Consider the following 15,334-nt stretch of genomic DNA (forward strand, 5'->3'; position numbering starts at 1 on the left):
GTGAGTGCGTTTCGTCGAAGGCAGGTCAATTGCCTTCGCTGGGGTGGATCATCAACTTCTGTTACTTATGTCTTAAAGTAATTTTTAAAGTTATGGATAGAACCAAAACACATATATAAATGAGCCGAACCGCTCTAAGCCGCGCCCTTCAAGGGCTGGCGCCAACGCCCTGAAACGCCATGCCTGCAGGGCATGAAAAATATTCGCCAAAGGCATCGAAAAACACCGTTTCAGAAGTCGTAGCGGCCGGTCACACCCAAGGTCCGCGGGGTGCCGAGCAAGCCTTCATAACCGCCGTTGGCCGCGCTCCAGAGGGTGGTGTAGTAGGTTTTGTCGAAAGCGTTCTTCAGCCACAGCGAGACATCCCACTGGCCCAGGCCAAGGTCGCCACGCAAGCCGGTGGAGAGGTTGACCACGGCGTAGCTGGGGATCTGCGCGAAGTCCGAGTCCTCGACCGTGCCCACCGCCTTGGAGCGGAACGCGTAACTGGCGGTGACGTAAGGTTGCAGGCCGTTGTCCAGATCCCACTGGTACTGGCCGTTGGCGTTGGCGATCCATTTCGACGCGCCGACTACCTGGTGGCCACTGAGGTCGCAGGCCGCCGGCGCCCCCGGTTGCAGAGCGACTTCCGGGGCGCACGGGGCGTCCTTGTAAGACAGATACCGCACGTCGTTGTAGGAGCCGTTGATGTTCAGGGTCAGGCCACGTACCGGGATCAGCGTGCTTTCCAGCTCCACCCCGCGTGAGCGCACGGAGCCGGCATTGGTCAGGTACTGCACGCGGTTGGCGTCGTCGTAGGCGTTGGTCTGGTAGCCGTGCACCTCGGTCCAGAACAGGTTGGCGTTGAGCTGCAGGCGACGGTCCCAGAGGGTGCTCTTCAAGCCCAGTTCGGCGTTGTTGGCGCGCTCGGTGCCGATCAGCAGCGAATCGGCGCCGGCAACCGGGGCGGTACCGACCGCCAGGTTGACGCCACCAGACTTCTCGCCGTGGGACAAGGTGGCGTAGCCAAGCAGGTCATCGCTGAAGCGATAACTCAGGTTGAGCAAGCCCGAAGGGCTGGTGCTGTACTGGTTGAGGTCGCCCGATTCATAGGCACCCACCCGACCCTGGCGCGCAGTTGCCGCAGCGCCTGCAACCGCCGCACCACCGACGGCCGCGGCGCGATCGACCCAGGCGCTTTTCTCCTCATAGGTGCCGCGTACCCCGGCGGTGAAATCCAGGCGCTCGGTCAGGTGCCAGGTGCCCTGGGCGAACAGGGCAAAGCTGTCAGTCTTGATATGGCCCTTGCCGACGCTGCTGACATTGGCCAGAGCCCCGGCTGGCGTACCGTTCCAGATATCCGCCTGGGGCCCGTAATGGACGAAGGATTTGTTGTCCAGGTCGGAGCCGAAGTAATAGGCACCCAGTACATAGTCGAAGAAGCCGCCGGTTGGCGAGGCCAGGCGAAATTCCTGCGAGTACTGTTTATCACGCACCGACACCCCGGCGTTGTAGGCCGCCGGCACGTTCAGGCCATCATCGTTGCGCGGGGTGAAGTCCCACCAGCGGTAGGCGCTTACCGAGGTCAGGGTGAAGTCGTTGTCCAGGGTCCAGTTGGCTTCCAGGGAAGTCCCGCCCTGGAACACCGTGACCTGCTGATCGTCATCGAGGTTGACCTTGCGCTTGCTGCCATCGACCAGCGTCGCCCCGGCCGCCTGGGCCCGCGCTTCATAGCGGTTGACGCCATTGATGGTCGGCCCGGTGCTGTACAGCAGGCGAGTGCCGGCGCTGGAATCTTCTTCGTTGTAGTCGCCGATCCAGCGCAGGTTGAACTGCTCGTTGGGCTTGTACAGCAGCTGGCCGCGAAAGCCCTGGCGCGAACCGCCGTTGAGGGTATGGCCGTCGAATTCGTTCTTGATGTCGCCATCGTTGCGCGTTCGGTAGGCCGAAATGCGCCCGGCCAGGGTCTCGCTCAAGGGCCCGGACAGGGTGCCCTTGGTCTGCAAGTAGCCATCCTCGCCCACCGAGGTTTCGATGCTGCGCTCGGGGGTGAAGCTCGGCGCACGGGTGCTGATGTTGATCACCCCGGCGGTGGTGTTCTTGCCAAACAGCGTGCCCTGCGGGCCGCGCAGCACTTCCAGTTGCTCGATGTCCATGAGGTCGAACACGGCCATGCCCGGGCGGCCGAGGTAGACGTTGTCCAGGTACAGGCCGACGCTGCCTTCCAGGCCGTCGCTGGCCGGGTTGTTGCCCAGGCCGCGAATCGACACGCTGGACTGGCGCGCGTGCATATAGGCGACGTTGACGCTGGGCACCAGCTGCTGCAGGTCCTGAATGCGATACACCCGCTGGCTTTCCAGGGCCTGGCCGTCAAGCACGCTGATCGGCGTTGGCACATCCTGGGCGCTCTCTTCGCGGCGCCGGGCGGTGACGGTGACGGTCTTGAGCTGGCTGTCGCTGGCCTTGACCTCAGGCTTTGCCGAGTCGGCGGCCTGAGCCGGCAACCAGTGCGCGCTGCCGGCCAGCAGCAAGGCCAGGGGCAGGCGCTGGAGCCGCCGTGAAGACAAGGGTGCAGCGCGAAGGGTCGGGCTCATGGGCGGCTCCTGGCAAAGGAATTTATATTCCTTTAAGTTATTTATTTATGATTCGACATATATTTACTGCATAAGAGATTGCCTTTATAAGGAGTGCACCAGAGGCAGAGCAAATGCATTTGCCCGATACTTTTTATGTGAAAAATGCATATAGACCTGCGCCAACTCCGCCACCTGATCGCCCTTGCCGAGCACCGCAGCTTCGTCGCCGCGGCGACCGCGGTGAACCTCTCGCAATCGGCCTTCAGCCGCAGCATCCAGGCCCTGGAGCACAGCGCCGGCTGCCAGTTGGTGGACCGCTCACACAAAGAACTGCCACCGACCAAGCAGGGCCTGGTGGTGCTCGAACACGCGCGCCGGCTGATCAGCGGCGCGCGCCAGTTGAGCAACGAGATCAGCCAGTTCAATGGCCTGGAAGCCGGCGAGCTGCGCTTCGGCTGCGGCCCGGCGCCCGCCGCGGGCCTGGTGCCACGGGCGATTGGCGGCTTCATCGGCCGCTACCCCAAGGCGCGGGTGCAGTTTCAGGTCGATGACTGGCAGAGCCTGAACAAGCGCCTGCTGGCCGAGGAGTTCGAATTCTTCGTCGCCGACACCCGCAGCTTCGAGGCCGACCCGCAATACCAGACCCTGCGCCTGCGGCCTCGACGCTGGCATTTTTGCTGCCGCGCCGGGCACCCGCTGGCGGCGCTATCGAGCGTCAGCGCCGAGCAACTGTTGCACTACCCCTTGGCCGTCACCCTGCGCCCACCCAACCTGCGCAAGGTGATCGCCGACCTCAGCGGCCGCCCGGATTTCGTCGCCAACGTCGAGTGCGAGAACAGCTACAGCCTGCTTGGGGTGGTGCTCAGTTCCGATGCCATCGGCATCTGCGGCGCCTACAGCGACGCCCTGCACAACGCCAACGGCAAACTGGTGCGGCTGAGCATCGATGGCCTGGCGGACGACTGCGAAGAGCTCTACACCCGCTACGGCATCGTCAGCCAGGCGCGCCTGCGCCTGTCGCCGCTGGCCGAGGCGATGATCGAACAGATCATCCTCACTGATCAGGCCGACCGCGCCCTCGACGCCTGCAACCTGGAGCAACTGGCGATCTGAGCCATTGCGCAAAACGCATCGACTGCATTCGGCAAATGCGCTTGTGATACGCGCCCCGGGCGGCGAAAACAGTCAACTGAAATCTGCCCAGGTGACTGCCATGCCCCACCCCACTGCCGTGCGCAACGTGCTGTACATCATGTGCGACCAACTGCGTCGCGATTACCTCTCGTGCTATGGCCACCGCCATCTGCACACGCCGAACATCGACCGCCTGGCCGCCGCCGGGGTGCGCTTCAGCCGCGCCTACACCCAGGGCACCATCTGCGGCCCGTCGCGGATGTCGGCCTACACCGGGCGTTATGTCAGCAGCCACCAGGTGGCCTGGAACGGCGTGCCGCTGCCGCTGGATGAACTGACCCTCGGTGACTACCTGCGCCCTGCCGGCATCCGCACCGCGCTGGTGGGCAAGACCCACGCCACGCCGAACCAGGAGGCCTTGCAACAGCTGGCCATCGACCCGCTGATGGCCGAGCAGCTCAACGAGGTGGGGTTCGAACCGGTTGCCCGCCACGATGGCATCTTCCCCGACGACCCGCTGTTCGCCGACAAGCGCGAAAGCGCGCCCTACACCCGCTACCTGCGCGACCACGGCTTTACCGGCGACAACCCCTGGCACAGCTGGGCCAATGCCGCCGCAGGCGAAAACGGTGAAATTCTCAGCGGCTGGCACATGCGCAACGCCGACCTGCCCACGCGCCTGCCCGAGCAGCACTCCGAGACGGTCTACAGCACCGACCGCGCCATCGACTTCATCCAGGCCCAGGGCGAGCAGCCCTGGTGCCTGCACCTGTCGTACATCAAGCCGCACTGGCCCTACATCGCCCCGGCGCCTTACCACGCGCTTTACAACGCCAGCCAGGTGCAGGCGCCGATAGCTGTTCAGCCAGGCAACGACCATCCGGTGTATGTCGCGTTCCGCCAGCACCAGGAAAGCCTCAACTTCTCTCGCGAAGAAGTGCGCCTGAAAGTGATCCCCACCTACATGGGCCTGATCAAACAGATCGACGACCAGCTCGGGCGCCTGTTCGATGTGCTGCAAAGCAATGGCCGCTGGGACGACACCCTGATCGTGTTCACCAGTGATCACGGTGATTTTCTCGGCGACCATGGCCTGGGCGAAAAGGAGTTTTTGCTAGAGCCTGCGGTGGGCGTACCGCTGATTGTGCGTGATCCACGGGCGGCGGCGGATGTCAGCCGCGGCACGGTGGATGAGCGATTGGTTGAGACCATCGATGCGCTGCCGACCTTCCTCGACGTGCTGGGGTTGCCGAGTGCCGAGCATCGGCTGGAGGGGCGTTCGCTGATTCCGCTGTTGCATGGCACCGCCAGCGCCTGGCGCAGCTATGCCATCGCCGAATACGACTACGCCTTCCAGGCCCCGGCCCGCGAGCGCCTGGGCCAGCCGATCGACCGTTGCCGGATGACCATGGTGCGCAGCGAGCGCTGGAAGTACCTGGCCTATGACGGCTTTCGCGCACAGCTATTCGACCTGCTCAACGACCCGCAAGAGCTGCACGACCTGGGTGCGGACCCGGCCTATGCCAGCGTGCGCGAGGCCCACCAGGGTTATCTGTTCGAATGGCTCAGGAGCTTGAAGCGGCGGACCACCATCAGCCATGCCGAGATCGAGCGGCGTGGGCAATGGTTTCGCTATGGCGAACCGCGCGAGGACAGCGTGGTGAAGATCGGGGTGTGGTAGGGGCTGCTTTGCAGCCCATCGCTGGCAAGCCAGCTCCCACAGGGTTCAGTGTATGCAGTACCTGTGGGAGCGGGCTTGACCCGCGATGAGGCCCTCAGATATTGGCCACTTTCTGCCAGACCTTGGGCTTGAAGAACAAGGTCTCGCCACGCGCCAGACCACTCAGGCTGTCATGGTCCTTGACCACCTCGGCCTCGATCAGCTCGCTCTGCCCTTCGACCTTCAAGGTCACCCGGGTCGTCGCCCCCAGCGGACGGATATCGCGCACCTGCGCCGCGTGATGGCCCTCGATCTCGTGACGCGACAGCGACACTTCATGCGGGCGGAACATCACGTGCTGGCCTTCGCTCAGGTGCAGGCGGTTGGAATCGCCAAGGAAGTGATAAACGAAGTCGCTGGCCGGGTTCTCGTAGACCTCGCCCGGCGAGCCGATCTGCTCGATCACGCCCTTGTTCATCACCACGATACGGTCGGCGACTTCCATGGCCTCTTCCTGGTCGTGGGTAACGAACACCGAGGTCAGGTTGATGTCTTCGTGCAGGCGCGCCAGCCAGCGACGCAGCTCTTTGCGTACCTTGGCATCCAGGGCACCGAACGGCTCGTCGAGCAGCAGTACCTTGGGCTCCACCGCCAGGGCGCGGGCCAGGGCGATACGCTGGCGCTGGCCGCCCGACAGTTGCTCGGGGTAACGGTCGCTGAGCCAGTCGAGCTGGACCATGTTCAGCAGCTCGTGGACCTTCTCGGCAATCTTGCTTTCGTTCGGGCGCTCGCCCTTGGGCTTCATGCGCAGGCCGAAGGCGACGTTGTCGAACACGCTCATGTGGCGAAACAGCGCGTAGTGCTGGAACACGAAACCGACGTTGCGATCACGCACATCGTGGCCCGAGACATCTTCGCCGTGGAAGACGATGCTGCCCTGGTCGGGGGTTTCCAGCCCGGCGATGATCCGCAGCAGGGTGGTCTTGCCGCAGCCGGACGGGCCGAGCAAAGCCACCAGCTCGCCGCTGTGGATATCCAGGTTGATGCTGTCCAGAGCCTGGAAAGCGTTGAAGCGCTTGCTGACGTTACGAACTTCGATCGACATGAATTATTCCTCCGCCGCGTTATGGCGCAGACGGTTAATACGGGACTCGCTCCACTGCTTGAGCAGCAGGATGAAGAGCGCCAGGATCAGCAACAGGCTGGCGACGCTGAAGGCCGCAACGTGGTTGTATTCGTTGTAGAGAATCTCGACGTGCAGCGGCAAGGTGTTGGTGACCCCGCGAATATGCCCGGACACCACCGACACCGCACCGAACTCGCCCATCGCCCGCGCGGTACACAGCACCACGCCGTAGATCAGGCCCCATTTGATGTTGGGCAGGGTCACGTGCCAGAACATCTGCCAGCCGTTGGCGCCGAGCAGGCGCGCGGCCTCCTCTTCCTGGGTGCCCTGCTCCTGCATCAGCGGGATCAGTTCACGGGCCACGAACGGCACGGTGACGAAGATGGTCGCCAGAACGATACCCGGCAAGGCGAAGACGATCTGGATGTCGTGATCCTGCAACCACGGCCCGAACAGGCCCTGGGCGCCGAACATCAACACATAGACCAGGCCCGCGATCACCGGCGACACCGAGAATGGCAGGTCGATCAGCGTGACCAGGATGCTCTTGCCACGGAAGTTGTATTTGCTCACACACCAGGCAGCGCTGACCCCGAACACCAGGTTCAGCGGCACCGAGATGGCCACGGCGATCAGGGTCAGCTTCAACGCCGACAGGGCGTCGGGCTCGAAGATCGCCTCGAAGAACGTGCCCAGGCCCATTTTCAGGCCCTGGGACACCACGATCACCAGCGGCAGCAGCAGGAACAGGGCGAAGATCAACCAGCCAAGGCTGATCAGGATACGCCGGGAAGTGGCGCTGCCACGGCGGGCGGCATTGGCCGAAGCGGCCGCGCCAATAGAAGTCGCAGACATGGACGTGGCCTCCTTCAAGGGGTTTCGATGCGCCGCTGCAGCAAGTTGATCAGCAGCAACAGGATGAAGGAAACCACCAGCATCAACACGCCGATGGCAGTGGCGCCGGTGTAGTCGTACTGGTCGAGCTTGACCATGATCAGCAGCGGCAGGATTTCGGTCTTCATCGGCATGTTGCCGGCAATGAAGATCACCGAACCGTACTCGCCAACGCCACGGGCAAAGGCCAGGGCAAAACCGGTCAGCCAGGCCGGCAACAGCGCCGGCGCCAGCACGTAGCGGAACACCTGCAGCGGCTTGGCGCCCAGGCAGGCGGCGGCCTCTTCGACTTCACGGGGAATGTCAGCCAGCACCGGCTGCACCGTGCGCACCACGAACGGCAGGGTCACGAAAGTCAGCGCCAGGGTGATGCCCAAGGGGGTGTAGGCGATCTTGAAACCGAGGTCGGTGGCGAACTGGCCGACCAGGCCGGCTGGTGCGTACAGCGCGGTCAGGGCAATGCCGGCAACCGCAGTAGGCAGGGCGAACGGCAGGTCGATCATCGCATCGATGATCTTGCGCCCGGGAAAGGTGTAGCGCACCAGCACCCAGGCCAGCAGGGTGCCGATGATGCCGTTGATGATGGCAGCGTAGAGGGCAGTGCCGAAGCTCAGCTTCAGCGCCGCAAGCACCCGCGGGGCACTGACGATGGCCCAGAACTGCTCCCAGGTGAGCTGGGCGGCATGTATGAACATGGCGGCCAGCGGTATCAGCACAATCAGGCTGAGGTACACCAAGGTGTAGCCCAGCGTCAGCCCGAAGCCGGGTATGACGGGGGAAATACGACGTGACATAAAGGTCCCTGGTTGAACGCACGAAGCCCGGGACGAATCCCGGGCCCATGCTGGCTACTGAACGGCGATTATCCTGCCGGGCATCACTGCGCCGTGTAGATCTGGTCGAACACGCCACCATCGTTGAAGAACTTGGGTTGGGCAGTTTTCCAGCCACCGAAGTCTTTGTCGATAGTCACCAGGTCCAGTTTAGGGAACTGCTTGGCGTATTCGGCGGCGACTTTCGGATCACGCGGACGGTAGAAGTTCTCGGCCGCGATCTTCTGCCCGGCCGGGCTGTACAGGTGCTTGAGGTACGCCTCGGCGATCTGCTCGTTGCCCTTTTTCTGCGCGTTCTTGTCGACCACCGCCACTGGCGGCTCGGCAAGGATCGACAGCGACGGCACGACGATGTCGAACTTGTCGGCGCCACCGTCTTCCTTGAGGGCCAGGAAGGCTTCGTTTTCCCAGGCCAGCAACACGTCACCCTGACCGTTGTTGACGAAGGTGATGGTCGAGCCACGGGCGCCGGTGTCCAGGACCGGTACGTGCTTGAACAGCTCTTTCACGTACTCCTGGGCCTTGGCTTCGCTGCCACCGGCTTTCAGGCCGTAGGCCCAGGCGGCGAGGAAGTTCCAGCGGGCGCCGCCGGAGGTTTTCGGGTTCGGGGTAATGACCGAGACGTCCTTCTTGATCAGGTCGCCCCAGTCCTTGATGCCTTTCGGGTTGCCCTTGCGCACCAGGAAGACGATGGTCGAGGTGTACGGGGTGCTGGCGTCCGGCAGGCGGGTCTGCCAGTTGTCCGGCAGGGTCTTGCCGAGCTTGGCCACTTCGTCGATGTCGCCGGCCAGGGCCAGGGTCACCACGTCGGCACGCAGGCCGTCGATCACCGCGCGGGCCTGCTTGCCCGAACCCCCGTGGGACTGCTGGATCTTCACCTTGTCGTCCGGGTGAGCCTGCTGCCAGTGCTTGATGAACTCGGCGTTGTACTGCTGATACAACTCGCGGGTCGGATCATAGGACACGTTCAGCAGTTCGTAGTCCTTGGCGATTGCGGAACCGGCAAAAACGGCGCTGGCGAGTGCAGCCAGGGCATAACGGCGGATGGACATGGTGAAGCTCCCGATTGGCGTATTTTTCTAATTAGGTGGCGCGATAATCAGCTGGGCTTGTTGCCGGGGTTCTGCAGGCGGAACTTTTCCTTGCGTTCGATCTGGACGACCTGGGCGTTGTGCACGGTGATTTCCACCGCGCCAAACCGCAGGTCGCGCAGGGCGCTCTGGATTTCGCGCAGAATGGTGGCTTCGTCCTGACCGTCAACGCTACGCAGAGATGCGCTCATGCTCGTGCTCCTGTGATATGGGTGCCGTGCAGTGCGTGAAGGGGAGCGACTGCGCCTGGCTTGAGGGCAATCTTAGGGGGGCGCGAATATTCTTAAAAATACTATTTAAGAATTTTTATATAACTGAAATAGAGTTTCGCGGGACAAGTCGGATCGCCGCCCCGCCGCACCTGCACTTGTAGGAGCGGGCTTGCCCCGCGATAGGGCCCTCAAGCCCAGCGCAATTGCTGCGCCGGCACCGGCCGGCCAAACCAGTAGCCCTGGCCCAGCTGGCATTGCTGCTCCAGCAGAAAGCGCGCCTGCTCGGCCTGCTCGATACCCTCGGCATGCACCAGCATGCCCATGCTCCGAGCCAGGGCGATGATCACCCGGACGATCGCCACATCGTCTTCATCACAAGGCAAGCCGGCGACAAAGCCCTGGTCGATCTTGAGCTTCTGCACCGGCAGGCGCTTGAGCCGCAGCAGCGACGAATAACCGGTGCCAAAGTCATCGATGGCCAGGCGCAAGCCCAGTTCACGCAAGCGATGCAGTTGCTCGAGCGCCACCTCGGGGTCTTCCATCACCGCGCTTTCGGTCACTTCCAGCTCCAGCAGGGCGGGGTCCAGCGCAGTGTCGTGCAGCACCTGCGCGACCTGCTGATAGAGGTCGCGATGGCCAAACAGACGGCTGGATATATTCACCGCGACAAACTCCAGCGCCCGCCCCTCGGCCTGCCACTTAACCATCTGCAGGCAGGCCTGGCGCAGCACCCAGGTGTCGATATCGGCAATCAGCCCGGTGCGTTCGGCAATCGGGATAAACTCCCCGGGCGGCACCAGCCCGCGCTGCGGATGCTGCCAGCGCACCAGGGCCTCGACGCCAATCATCTTGCTGCTGAACAGGTCGTGCACCGGCTGGTAATAGACCCGCAGCTCTTCCTGCTCCAGGGCGCGGCGCAGCTCACCAGCGGTTTCGACCCGCTGCTGGGCATGGGCGGTCAGCTCCTCGGTGTACAGCGCATAACCGGCGCGCCCGCAGGTCTTGGCCTTGAACAGCGCCGAGTCGGCATTGCGCAGCAATTGCTCGGCGCTCAGGGCGTCGCTGGGGAACAGGCTGATGCCGATGCTGACGCTGATGAACAGGCGCTGGCGGTCGACTTCGAACGGCGCCTTCATGCCGTCGATGATGCTCTGGGCCAAGGCCGCGGCCTGGCCGACCTGCGGGCAGTTCTCGGCCAGCACGGCGAACTCGTCACCGCCCAGGCGCGCCAGGGTCACGCCGTTGCCCAGCAGCGCCTTCAAGCGCTCGCCGACCACCTTGAGCAACTGGTCGCCGATGTTGTGACCGAGGCTGTCGTTGATGCTCTGGAAATGATCGAGGTCGAGCAGCAGCAAGGCGCAACCGCGCTTGTTGCTCTGCGCTGCGGCCAGGGCCTGCTGGGTGCGGTCGTTGAACAGCAGGCGGTTGGGCAGGTCGGTGAGCGGATCGTGATGGGCAAGATAGGCCAGCTCGCGCTCGGAATGCTTGATCGCGCTGATGTCGCTGAATACCGCAACGTAATGGCTCAACTCGCCGCTGTCATCGCTGATGGCGCAGATGGTCTGCCATTGCGGATACACCTCGCCGCTTTTGCGCCGGTTCCAGATCTCGCCGCTCCACTCACCCTTTTCGGCCAGGGTGGCGTAGATCTGCTGGTAGAACGCTGCACCGTGGCGGCCGGACTTGAACTTGCTCGGGCGCTGGCCGAGCACTTCGTCCTTGTCGTAGCCGGTGATCTGCATGAACGCCCGGTTGACGTGCACGATCAGGCCATCGCGGTCGGTGACCAATACCCCTTCAAGGGTGCTGTCGAACACCGCCGCCGCCATGCGCAGGCGCTCGCGGTCCTCGCGGCGCAAGCGCACGCCGACGCCAATGAAGTTGAGCAAACGGGCGCGCGAGACAAAAATCAGCAAGGCGCTGCACAGCACCCAGAAGTGCGCGCTGATCAGCTGCCAGCGGGCGATTTGCTCGGGAGCATCGAAAAGACTGTTCAATAATTGATCAGACAGAGCCAGCCACAGTACCGACAGCACGAGGTAGAGCGCCGCCATGCGCATGGCGTCTCGAATGGAAGCAGACATAAGGTCCCGGGCAAACCCACAAAAATTTGTGGGGGATTATAGGGTAGAAACATCCGGTGACCTCCTATCTAAAAGGCCGACTGGTTTTATTTGCTGGCGCAGGGATAATGTTTCCCGCTGTTCCCTATGTTTTTGAGGGCCATTTAGCCTATGTGGTACGAAGGTTTGCTCAACTTGTCAGTGTGGCAATTGCTGGCAGTTACCCTGGTAATGACGCATGTGACCATCGTCAGTGTCACCGTTTACCTGCACCGTTACTCTGCCCACCGCTCGCTGGAACTCAACGCCGGGCTCAAGCACTTTTTCCGTTTCTGGCTGTGGCTGACCACGGCGCAGAACACCCGCGAGTGGACTGCCATCCACCGCAAGCACCACGCCAAATGCGAAACCGTCGATGACCCGCACAGCCCGGTGATCAAAGGCCTGTCCACGGTGCTGCGCAAGGGCGCCGAGCTGTACCGCGAAGAGGCACAGAACCCGGAAACCCTGCGTATCTACGGCAAGAACTGCCCGGAAGACTGGATCGAACGCAACCTCTATAGCCGCTACAAGCTTGGCGGCATCGCCCTCATGGCGGTGATCGACCTGCTGCTGTTCGGCACCGCCGGCATCACCATCTGGGCGGTGCAGATGATGTGGATTCCGTTCTGGGCTGCCGGCGTGGTCAACGGCCTGGGCCATGCGGTCGGCTATCGCAACTTCGAATGCCGCGACGCCGCCACCAACCTGGTGCCCTGGGGCATCATCATTGGTGGTGAAGAACTGCACAACAACCACCACACCTACCCCAACTCGGCCAAGCTCTCGGTCAAGCGTTGGGAGTTCGACATGGGCTGGGCCTGGATCAAGCTGTTCTGCTGGCTGCGCCTGGCCAAGGTGCAACGCGTCGCGCCCATCGCCCACCGGGTCGAAGGCAAGGGCCAGCTGGACATGGACACCGCCATGGCGATCCTCAACAACCGCTTCCAGATCATGGCCCAGTACCGCAAGCTGGTGATCGCGCCGCTGGTCAAGCAGGAGCTGGCCCGCGTCGACGACTCGGTGCGCCACCAGTTCCGCCGCGCCAAGCGCTTGCTGTCGCGGGAGACCAGCCTGCTGGAAGACCGTCATCACCTGCGCATCCAGACCATGCTCGAGCACAGCCAGGCACTCAAGACCATCTACGAAAAACGCCTGGCCCTGCAGCAAATCTGGGTACGTACCAGCGCCAACGGCCACGACATGCTCGCGGCCATGAAAGACTGGGTGCACGAGGCCGAAGCCAGCGGTATCCAGTCGCTGCGCGACTTCGCCGCCCAGCTCAAGACCTACTCGCTGCGCCCTGCCCTGGCCTGATGCCGTTGATCGGCGCGCCCGTCCCGCGGCGCGCCGACCGGAACTTAGCCGCCTAATCTCACTCTGACAGGCATATCGCCCGCGTGGCGGGCCGGGTCGTGGCCGCACGCCCCCGTCGTGAGAATTTCCGCGCAAATGGTCAAGAACAAACCAACAACCCTGGCCTGCAATCCGCCACCTGAAGCCGCCCAGACCCTGCTGGCCCTGATGCACGCCCAAGGCGAAGTCGCGCGCCTGAGCGAGCGTGAACAGCTGTTCAGCTCGTTGCTCGACAGCGTTAACGCCGTGCTCTGGGCCTTCGACTGGGAAAGCCGCCAGGTGCTTTACGTCAGCCCCGCCTACGAGCGCATTTTTGGCCGCCCGGCCGGCCTGCTGCTGGCCGACTTCAATGAATGGCGCGACAGCATCTACCCCGACGACCTCGACTACGCCGAACGCAGCCTGGCCGAAGTGCTGGTCAAAGGCGCAGTGGAAGACCGCGAATACCGCATCATCGCCGCCGACGGCCAGGTGCGCTGGATCAGCGACAAATGCTTCATCAACCAGCAAGCCGACCCCAGCCAGCGGGTGATCATCGTTGGCATGGCCGAGGACATCACCGAAAAGAAGCAGCTCGAAGGCGAGCTGCAGCGCCTGGCCACCACCGACGTCCTGACCCAGAGCAGCAACCGCCGGCACTTTTTCGAGTGCGCCCAGCACGCTTTCGAAACCGCGCGACTGGAGCAGACGCCGTTATCCTTCCTGCTGCTCGACATCGATGACTTCAAGCAGATCAACGACACCTACGGCCATCAGGAAGGCGACTATGTGCTGCAGCGCATCGCCGACACCGGCAAGGCGGTGTTGCGCCGTGGTGATCAGTTCGGGCGCATTGGCGGTGAAGAATTCGCCGCAGTGTTTCCGGGTTGCACCCCAGAGATAGCCCAGCAGATTGCCGAACGCCTGCAACGCGAGATCCAGCGCTTGAGCTTCAGCCATGACGACAAGGTATTTGGAGTGACGGTGAGCCAGGGGCTGACCGGGATTACTGAAGAAGATGAGTCGCTGGACAGCCTGTTCGCCCGGGCGGATGCGGCCATGTACCAGGCCAAGCGCCAGGGCAAGAATCAGATTGTAAGAGGCTGAAAAGCATCGCTGGCCTTGCCAGCGATTGGGCCGCACAGCGGCCCCAGAATCTCAAACCTTGCGCAACCTGCCCAGCTCCGCCATCCCCACCTTGAGCAAGCGCGCCGTCTTGCTTTCAGCCAGGCCTTCGAGCCCCTGATCCGCCGGCAGGCGCGCCAATTGCCCGGCCAGGTTCATCACCAGCGCATCGCGTGAATACACGCCGCCGCCCAACTGGTAGATCGCTGCAATCAGCTCACGCAGCTCCAGCGGCAAGCGCCAGCGGGTGCGCAGCGCCGAGCCGAACGCCGCGCCAAACTCGTTGAGCGACAGCTCCACCGAGTCTTCATCCAGCTCACCGCCGGCCTGCTGCCATTCCTGCAAACAACGCAACAGCGCCAGATCGCCCAGGCAATGCAGCAAGCCGGCGCAATAGCAGCGCTCCTGATCGAGCTCAAGCATGCGGGCCAGGGTTCGCGCGTATTCGGCAGTGTGCAGTGACAACTCCCAGAAATGCTCGGCATGACGCGACAGGATCGGATCACTGAGTTTGGCGCTGCGCTTGAGCGCAAGCCCTAGAATCAGGTTCATGCTCTGGGTGGTGCCTAGCTTGTTCAGCGCCTGCATCAGGCTCTGCACCGCGCCATCGCGATGCAATGCGGCGCTGTTGGCGGCGGCAATGAGCACGGCGGTAACCTGCGGGTCATTGCGGATCTCGGCCTCCAGCACCTTGAGGTCCAGGCCCTGGGGTTGCAGGCTGCGCTTGATCGCCAGCTTCACGTCGGCAAACAGCGGACCGCCATCGGAGTTGGCGCGACGCCCTTCGAGAAAACGCGGCAAGGTCGAGCCCGGCTGCAACGGCGGCACCGGACAGGCGACCTCCTCGCCGGCGCTGAGCAGCAGGTCTTCCAGGCGCTGACGCAGCGAATCCATGTTCAACGGCTTGCTCAGGTAAGCGGTGGGTGCGAACGGCAGCACCTCGCGGACACTGGCGGCATCACTGCGGTTGCTCATGAGAATGAACGGCAGTGCCGGCTGGCGGCCTTTGGCCCGTACGTTGCGCAGCAAGTCGAGGCCGTCGCCGCCGGGCAGCTCGCGCGCGGCGATGATCAGGTCCGGCTTGCTGGCCAGCGCTGCCAGCGCCTGCGAGCCATCGGCACACACCTGCAAACGCGCATCGCAGCGCACGCTCAGCAGCATCTGGCTCAGCATGTCCCGCACCCAGGGGTCGCCTTCGGCAATCAGCACGCAAGGTGCCTGGGCGGGCTCTACAACGCTCATACACAACTCTCCCGATATTCCGCTA

The 15,334-nt window shown here is 63.2% G+C and carries 12 protein-coding genes; 4 read left to right on the forward strand and 8 right to left on the reverse strand.

Annotation, left to right across the window (positions count from 1 at the left end; genetic code table 11):
• Positions 1–230: 230 nt before the first annotated feature.
• Positions 231–2,573: a TonB-dependent receptor gene (locus JYG36_RS26370; RefSeq protein ID WP_213602762.1), complete on the reverse strand. Its 2,343-nt coding sequence runs from the start codon at positions 2,571–2,573 to the stop codon at positions 231–233.
• A gap of 144 nt (positions 2,574–2,717) precedes the next feature.
• Here JYG36_RS26370 and JYG36_RS26375 point away from each other — a divergent pair, with 144 nt between their 5' ends.
• Together JYG36_RS26375 and JYG36_RS26380 are read left to right on the forward strand one after the other, a co-directional pair.
• Entirely contained in the window at positions 2,718–3,668 is a 951-nt protein-coding gene (locus tag JYG36_RS26375; protein WP_213602763.1) for a LysR family transcriptional regulator, read from the forward strand.
• A 100-nt stretch (positions 3,669–3,768) separates the two neighbouring features.
• On the forward strand, positions 3,769–5,370 hold the full coding sequence (locus tag JYG36_RS26380; protein WP_213602764.1) for an alkaline phosphatase family protein: 1,602 nt from the start codon (positions 3,769–3,771) through the stop codon (positions 5,368–5,370).
• A gap of 94 nt (positions 5,371–5,464) precedes the next feature.
• On the opposite strand, the gene JYG36_RS26385 is transcribed toward JYG36_RS26380, so the two are convergent.
• From JYG36_RS26385 to dibA, 6 genes are all read right to left on the reverse strand, one after another.
• On the reverse strand, positions 5,465–6,454 hold the full coding sequence (locus JYG36_RS26385) for a sulfate/molybdate ABC transporter ATP-binding protein (protein ID WP_045201760.1): 990 nt from the start codon (positions 6,452–6,454) through the stop codon (positions 5,465–5,467).
• A 3-nt stretch (positions 6,455–6,457) separates the two neighbouring features.
• Complete coding sequence (gene cysW / locus JYG36_RS26390) at positions 6,458–7,330, reverse strand: sulfate ABC transporter permease subunit CysW (RefSeq protein WP_045201758.1); 873 nt, start codon at positions 7,328–7,330, stop codon at positions 6,458–6,460.
• A gap of 14 nt (positions 7,331–7,344) precedes the next feature.
• Positions 7,345–8,163, reverse strand: coding sequence for a sulfate ABC transporter permease subunit CysT (gene cysT / locus JYG36_RS26395; RefSeq protein WP_010222098.1), 819 nt, complete (start codon positions 8,161–8,163; stop codon positions 7,345–7,347).
• Positions 8,164–8,246: 83 nt separating this feature from the next.
• A complete protein-coding gene (locus JYG36_RS26400; protein ID WP_093377409.1) occupies positions 8,247–9,254 on the reverse strand; it encodes a sulfate ABC transporter substrate-binding protein in 1,008 nt (335 codons plus the stop codon).
• A 47-nt stretch (positions 9,255–9,301) separates the two neighbouring features.
• Entirely contained in the window at positions 9,302–9,484 is a 183-nt protein-coding gene (oscA, locus tag JYG36_RS26405; RefSeq protein ID WP_007941032.1) for a sulfur starvation response protein OscA, read from the reverse strand.
• Positions 9,485–9,693: 209 nt separating this feature from the next.
• Entirely contained in the window at positions 9,694–11,589 is a 1,896-nt protein-coding gene (dibA, locus tag JYG36_RS26410; protein WP_213602765.1) for a phosphodiesterase DibA, read from the reverse strand.
• Between the two features lie 150 nt (positions 11,590–11,739).
• On the opposite strand from dibA, the gene desA reads away from it, so the two are divergent.
• Together desA and JYG36_RS26420 are read left to right on the forward strand one after the other, a co-directional pair.
• Positions 11,740–12,924 (forward strand): delta-9 fatty acid desaturase DesA, encoded by a 1,185-nt coding sequence (desA, locus tag JYG36_RS26415; RefSeq protein ID WP_195885418.1) that lies wholly within the window; start codon positions 11,740–11,742, stop codon positions 12,922–12,924.
• A gap of 135 nt (positions 12,925–13,059) precedes the next feature.
• Complete coding sequence (locus tag JYG36_RS26420; protein WP_195885417.1) at positions 13,060–14,049, forward strand: GGDEF domain-containing protein; 990 nt, start codon at positions 13,060–13,062, stop codon at positions 14,047–14,049.
• 51 nt (positions 14,050–14,100) lie between these two features.
• On the opposite strand, the gene JYG36_RS26425 is transcribed toward JYG36_RS26420, so the two are convergent.
• A complete protein-coding gene (locus JYG36_RS26425; protein ID WP_045201750.1) occupies positions 14,101–15,309 on the reverse strand; it encodes a response regulator in 1,209 nt (402 codons plus the stop codon).
• Positions 15,310–15,334 lie beyond the last annotated feature (25 nt).

This window comes from Pseudomonas sp. SORT22 (assembly GCF_018417635.1).
In the GTDB taxonomy this organism is placed as follows: domain Bacteria; phylum Pseudomonadota; class Gammaproteobacteria; order Pseudomonadales; family Pseudomonadaceae; genus Aquipseudomonas.

Excerpts from the sequence above, each read along its gene's own strand:
- JYG36_RS26370 (WP_213602762.1), bottom strand. The coding sequence starts at position 2,573 with ATGAGCCCGACCCTTCGCGCTGCACCCTTGTCTTCACGGCGGCTCCAG.
- dibA (WP_213602765.1), bottom strand. The coding sequence starts at position 11,589 with ATGTCTGCTTCCATTCGAGACGCCATGCGCATGGCGGCGCTCTACCTC.
- desA (WP_195885418.1), top strand. The coding sequence starts at position 11,740 with ATGTGGTACGAAGGTTTGCTCAACTTGTCAGTGTGGCAATTGCTGGCA.
- JYG36_RS26385 (WP_045201760.1), bottom strand. The coding sequence starts at position 6,454 with ATGTCGATCGAAGTTCGTAACGTCAGCAAGCGCTTCAACGCTTTCCAG.
- oscA (WP_007941032.1), bottom strand. The coding sequence starts at position 9,484 with ATGAGCGCATCTCTGCGTAGCGTTGACGGTCAGGACGAAGCCACCATT.
- cysT (WP_010222098.1), bottom strand. The coding sequence starts at position 8,163 with ATGTCACGTCGTATTTCCCCCGTCATACCCGGCTTCGGGCTGACGCTG.
- JYG36_RS26400 (WP_093377409.1), bottom strand. The coding sequence starts at position 9,254 with ATGTCCATCCGCCGTTATGCCCTGGCTGCACTCGCCAGCGCCGTTTTT.
- JYG36_RS26425 (WP_045201750.1), bottom strand. The coding sequence starts at position 15,309 with ATGAGCGTTGTAGAGCCCGCCCAGGCACCTTGCGTGCTGATTGCCGAA.
- JYG36_RS26420 (WP_195885417.1), top strand. The coding sequence starts at position 13,060 with ATGGTCAAGAACAAACCAACAACCCTGGCCTGCAATCCGCCACCTGAA.
- JYG36_RS26375 (WP_213602763.1), top strand. The coding sequence starts at position 2,718 with ATGCATATAGACCTGCGCCAACTCCGCCACCTGATCGCCCTTGCCGAG.
- JYG36_RS26380 (WP_213602764.1), top strand. The coding sequence starts at position 3,769 with ATGCCCCACCCCACTGCCGTGCGCAACGTGCTGTACATCATGTGCGAC.
- cysW (WP_045201758.1), bottom strand. The coding sequence starts at position 7,330 with ATGTCTGCGACTTCTATTGGCGCGGCCGCTTCGGCCAATGCCGCCCGC.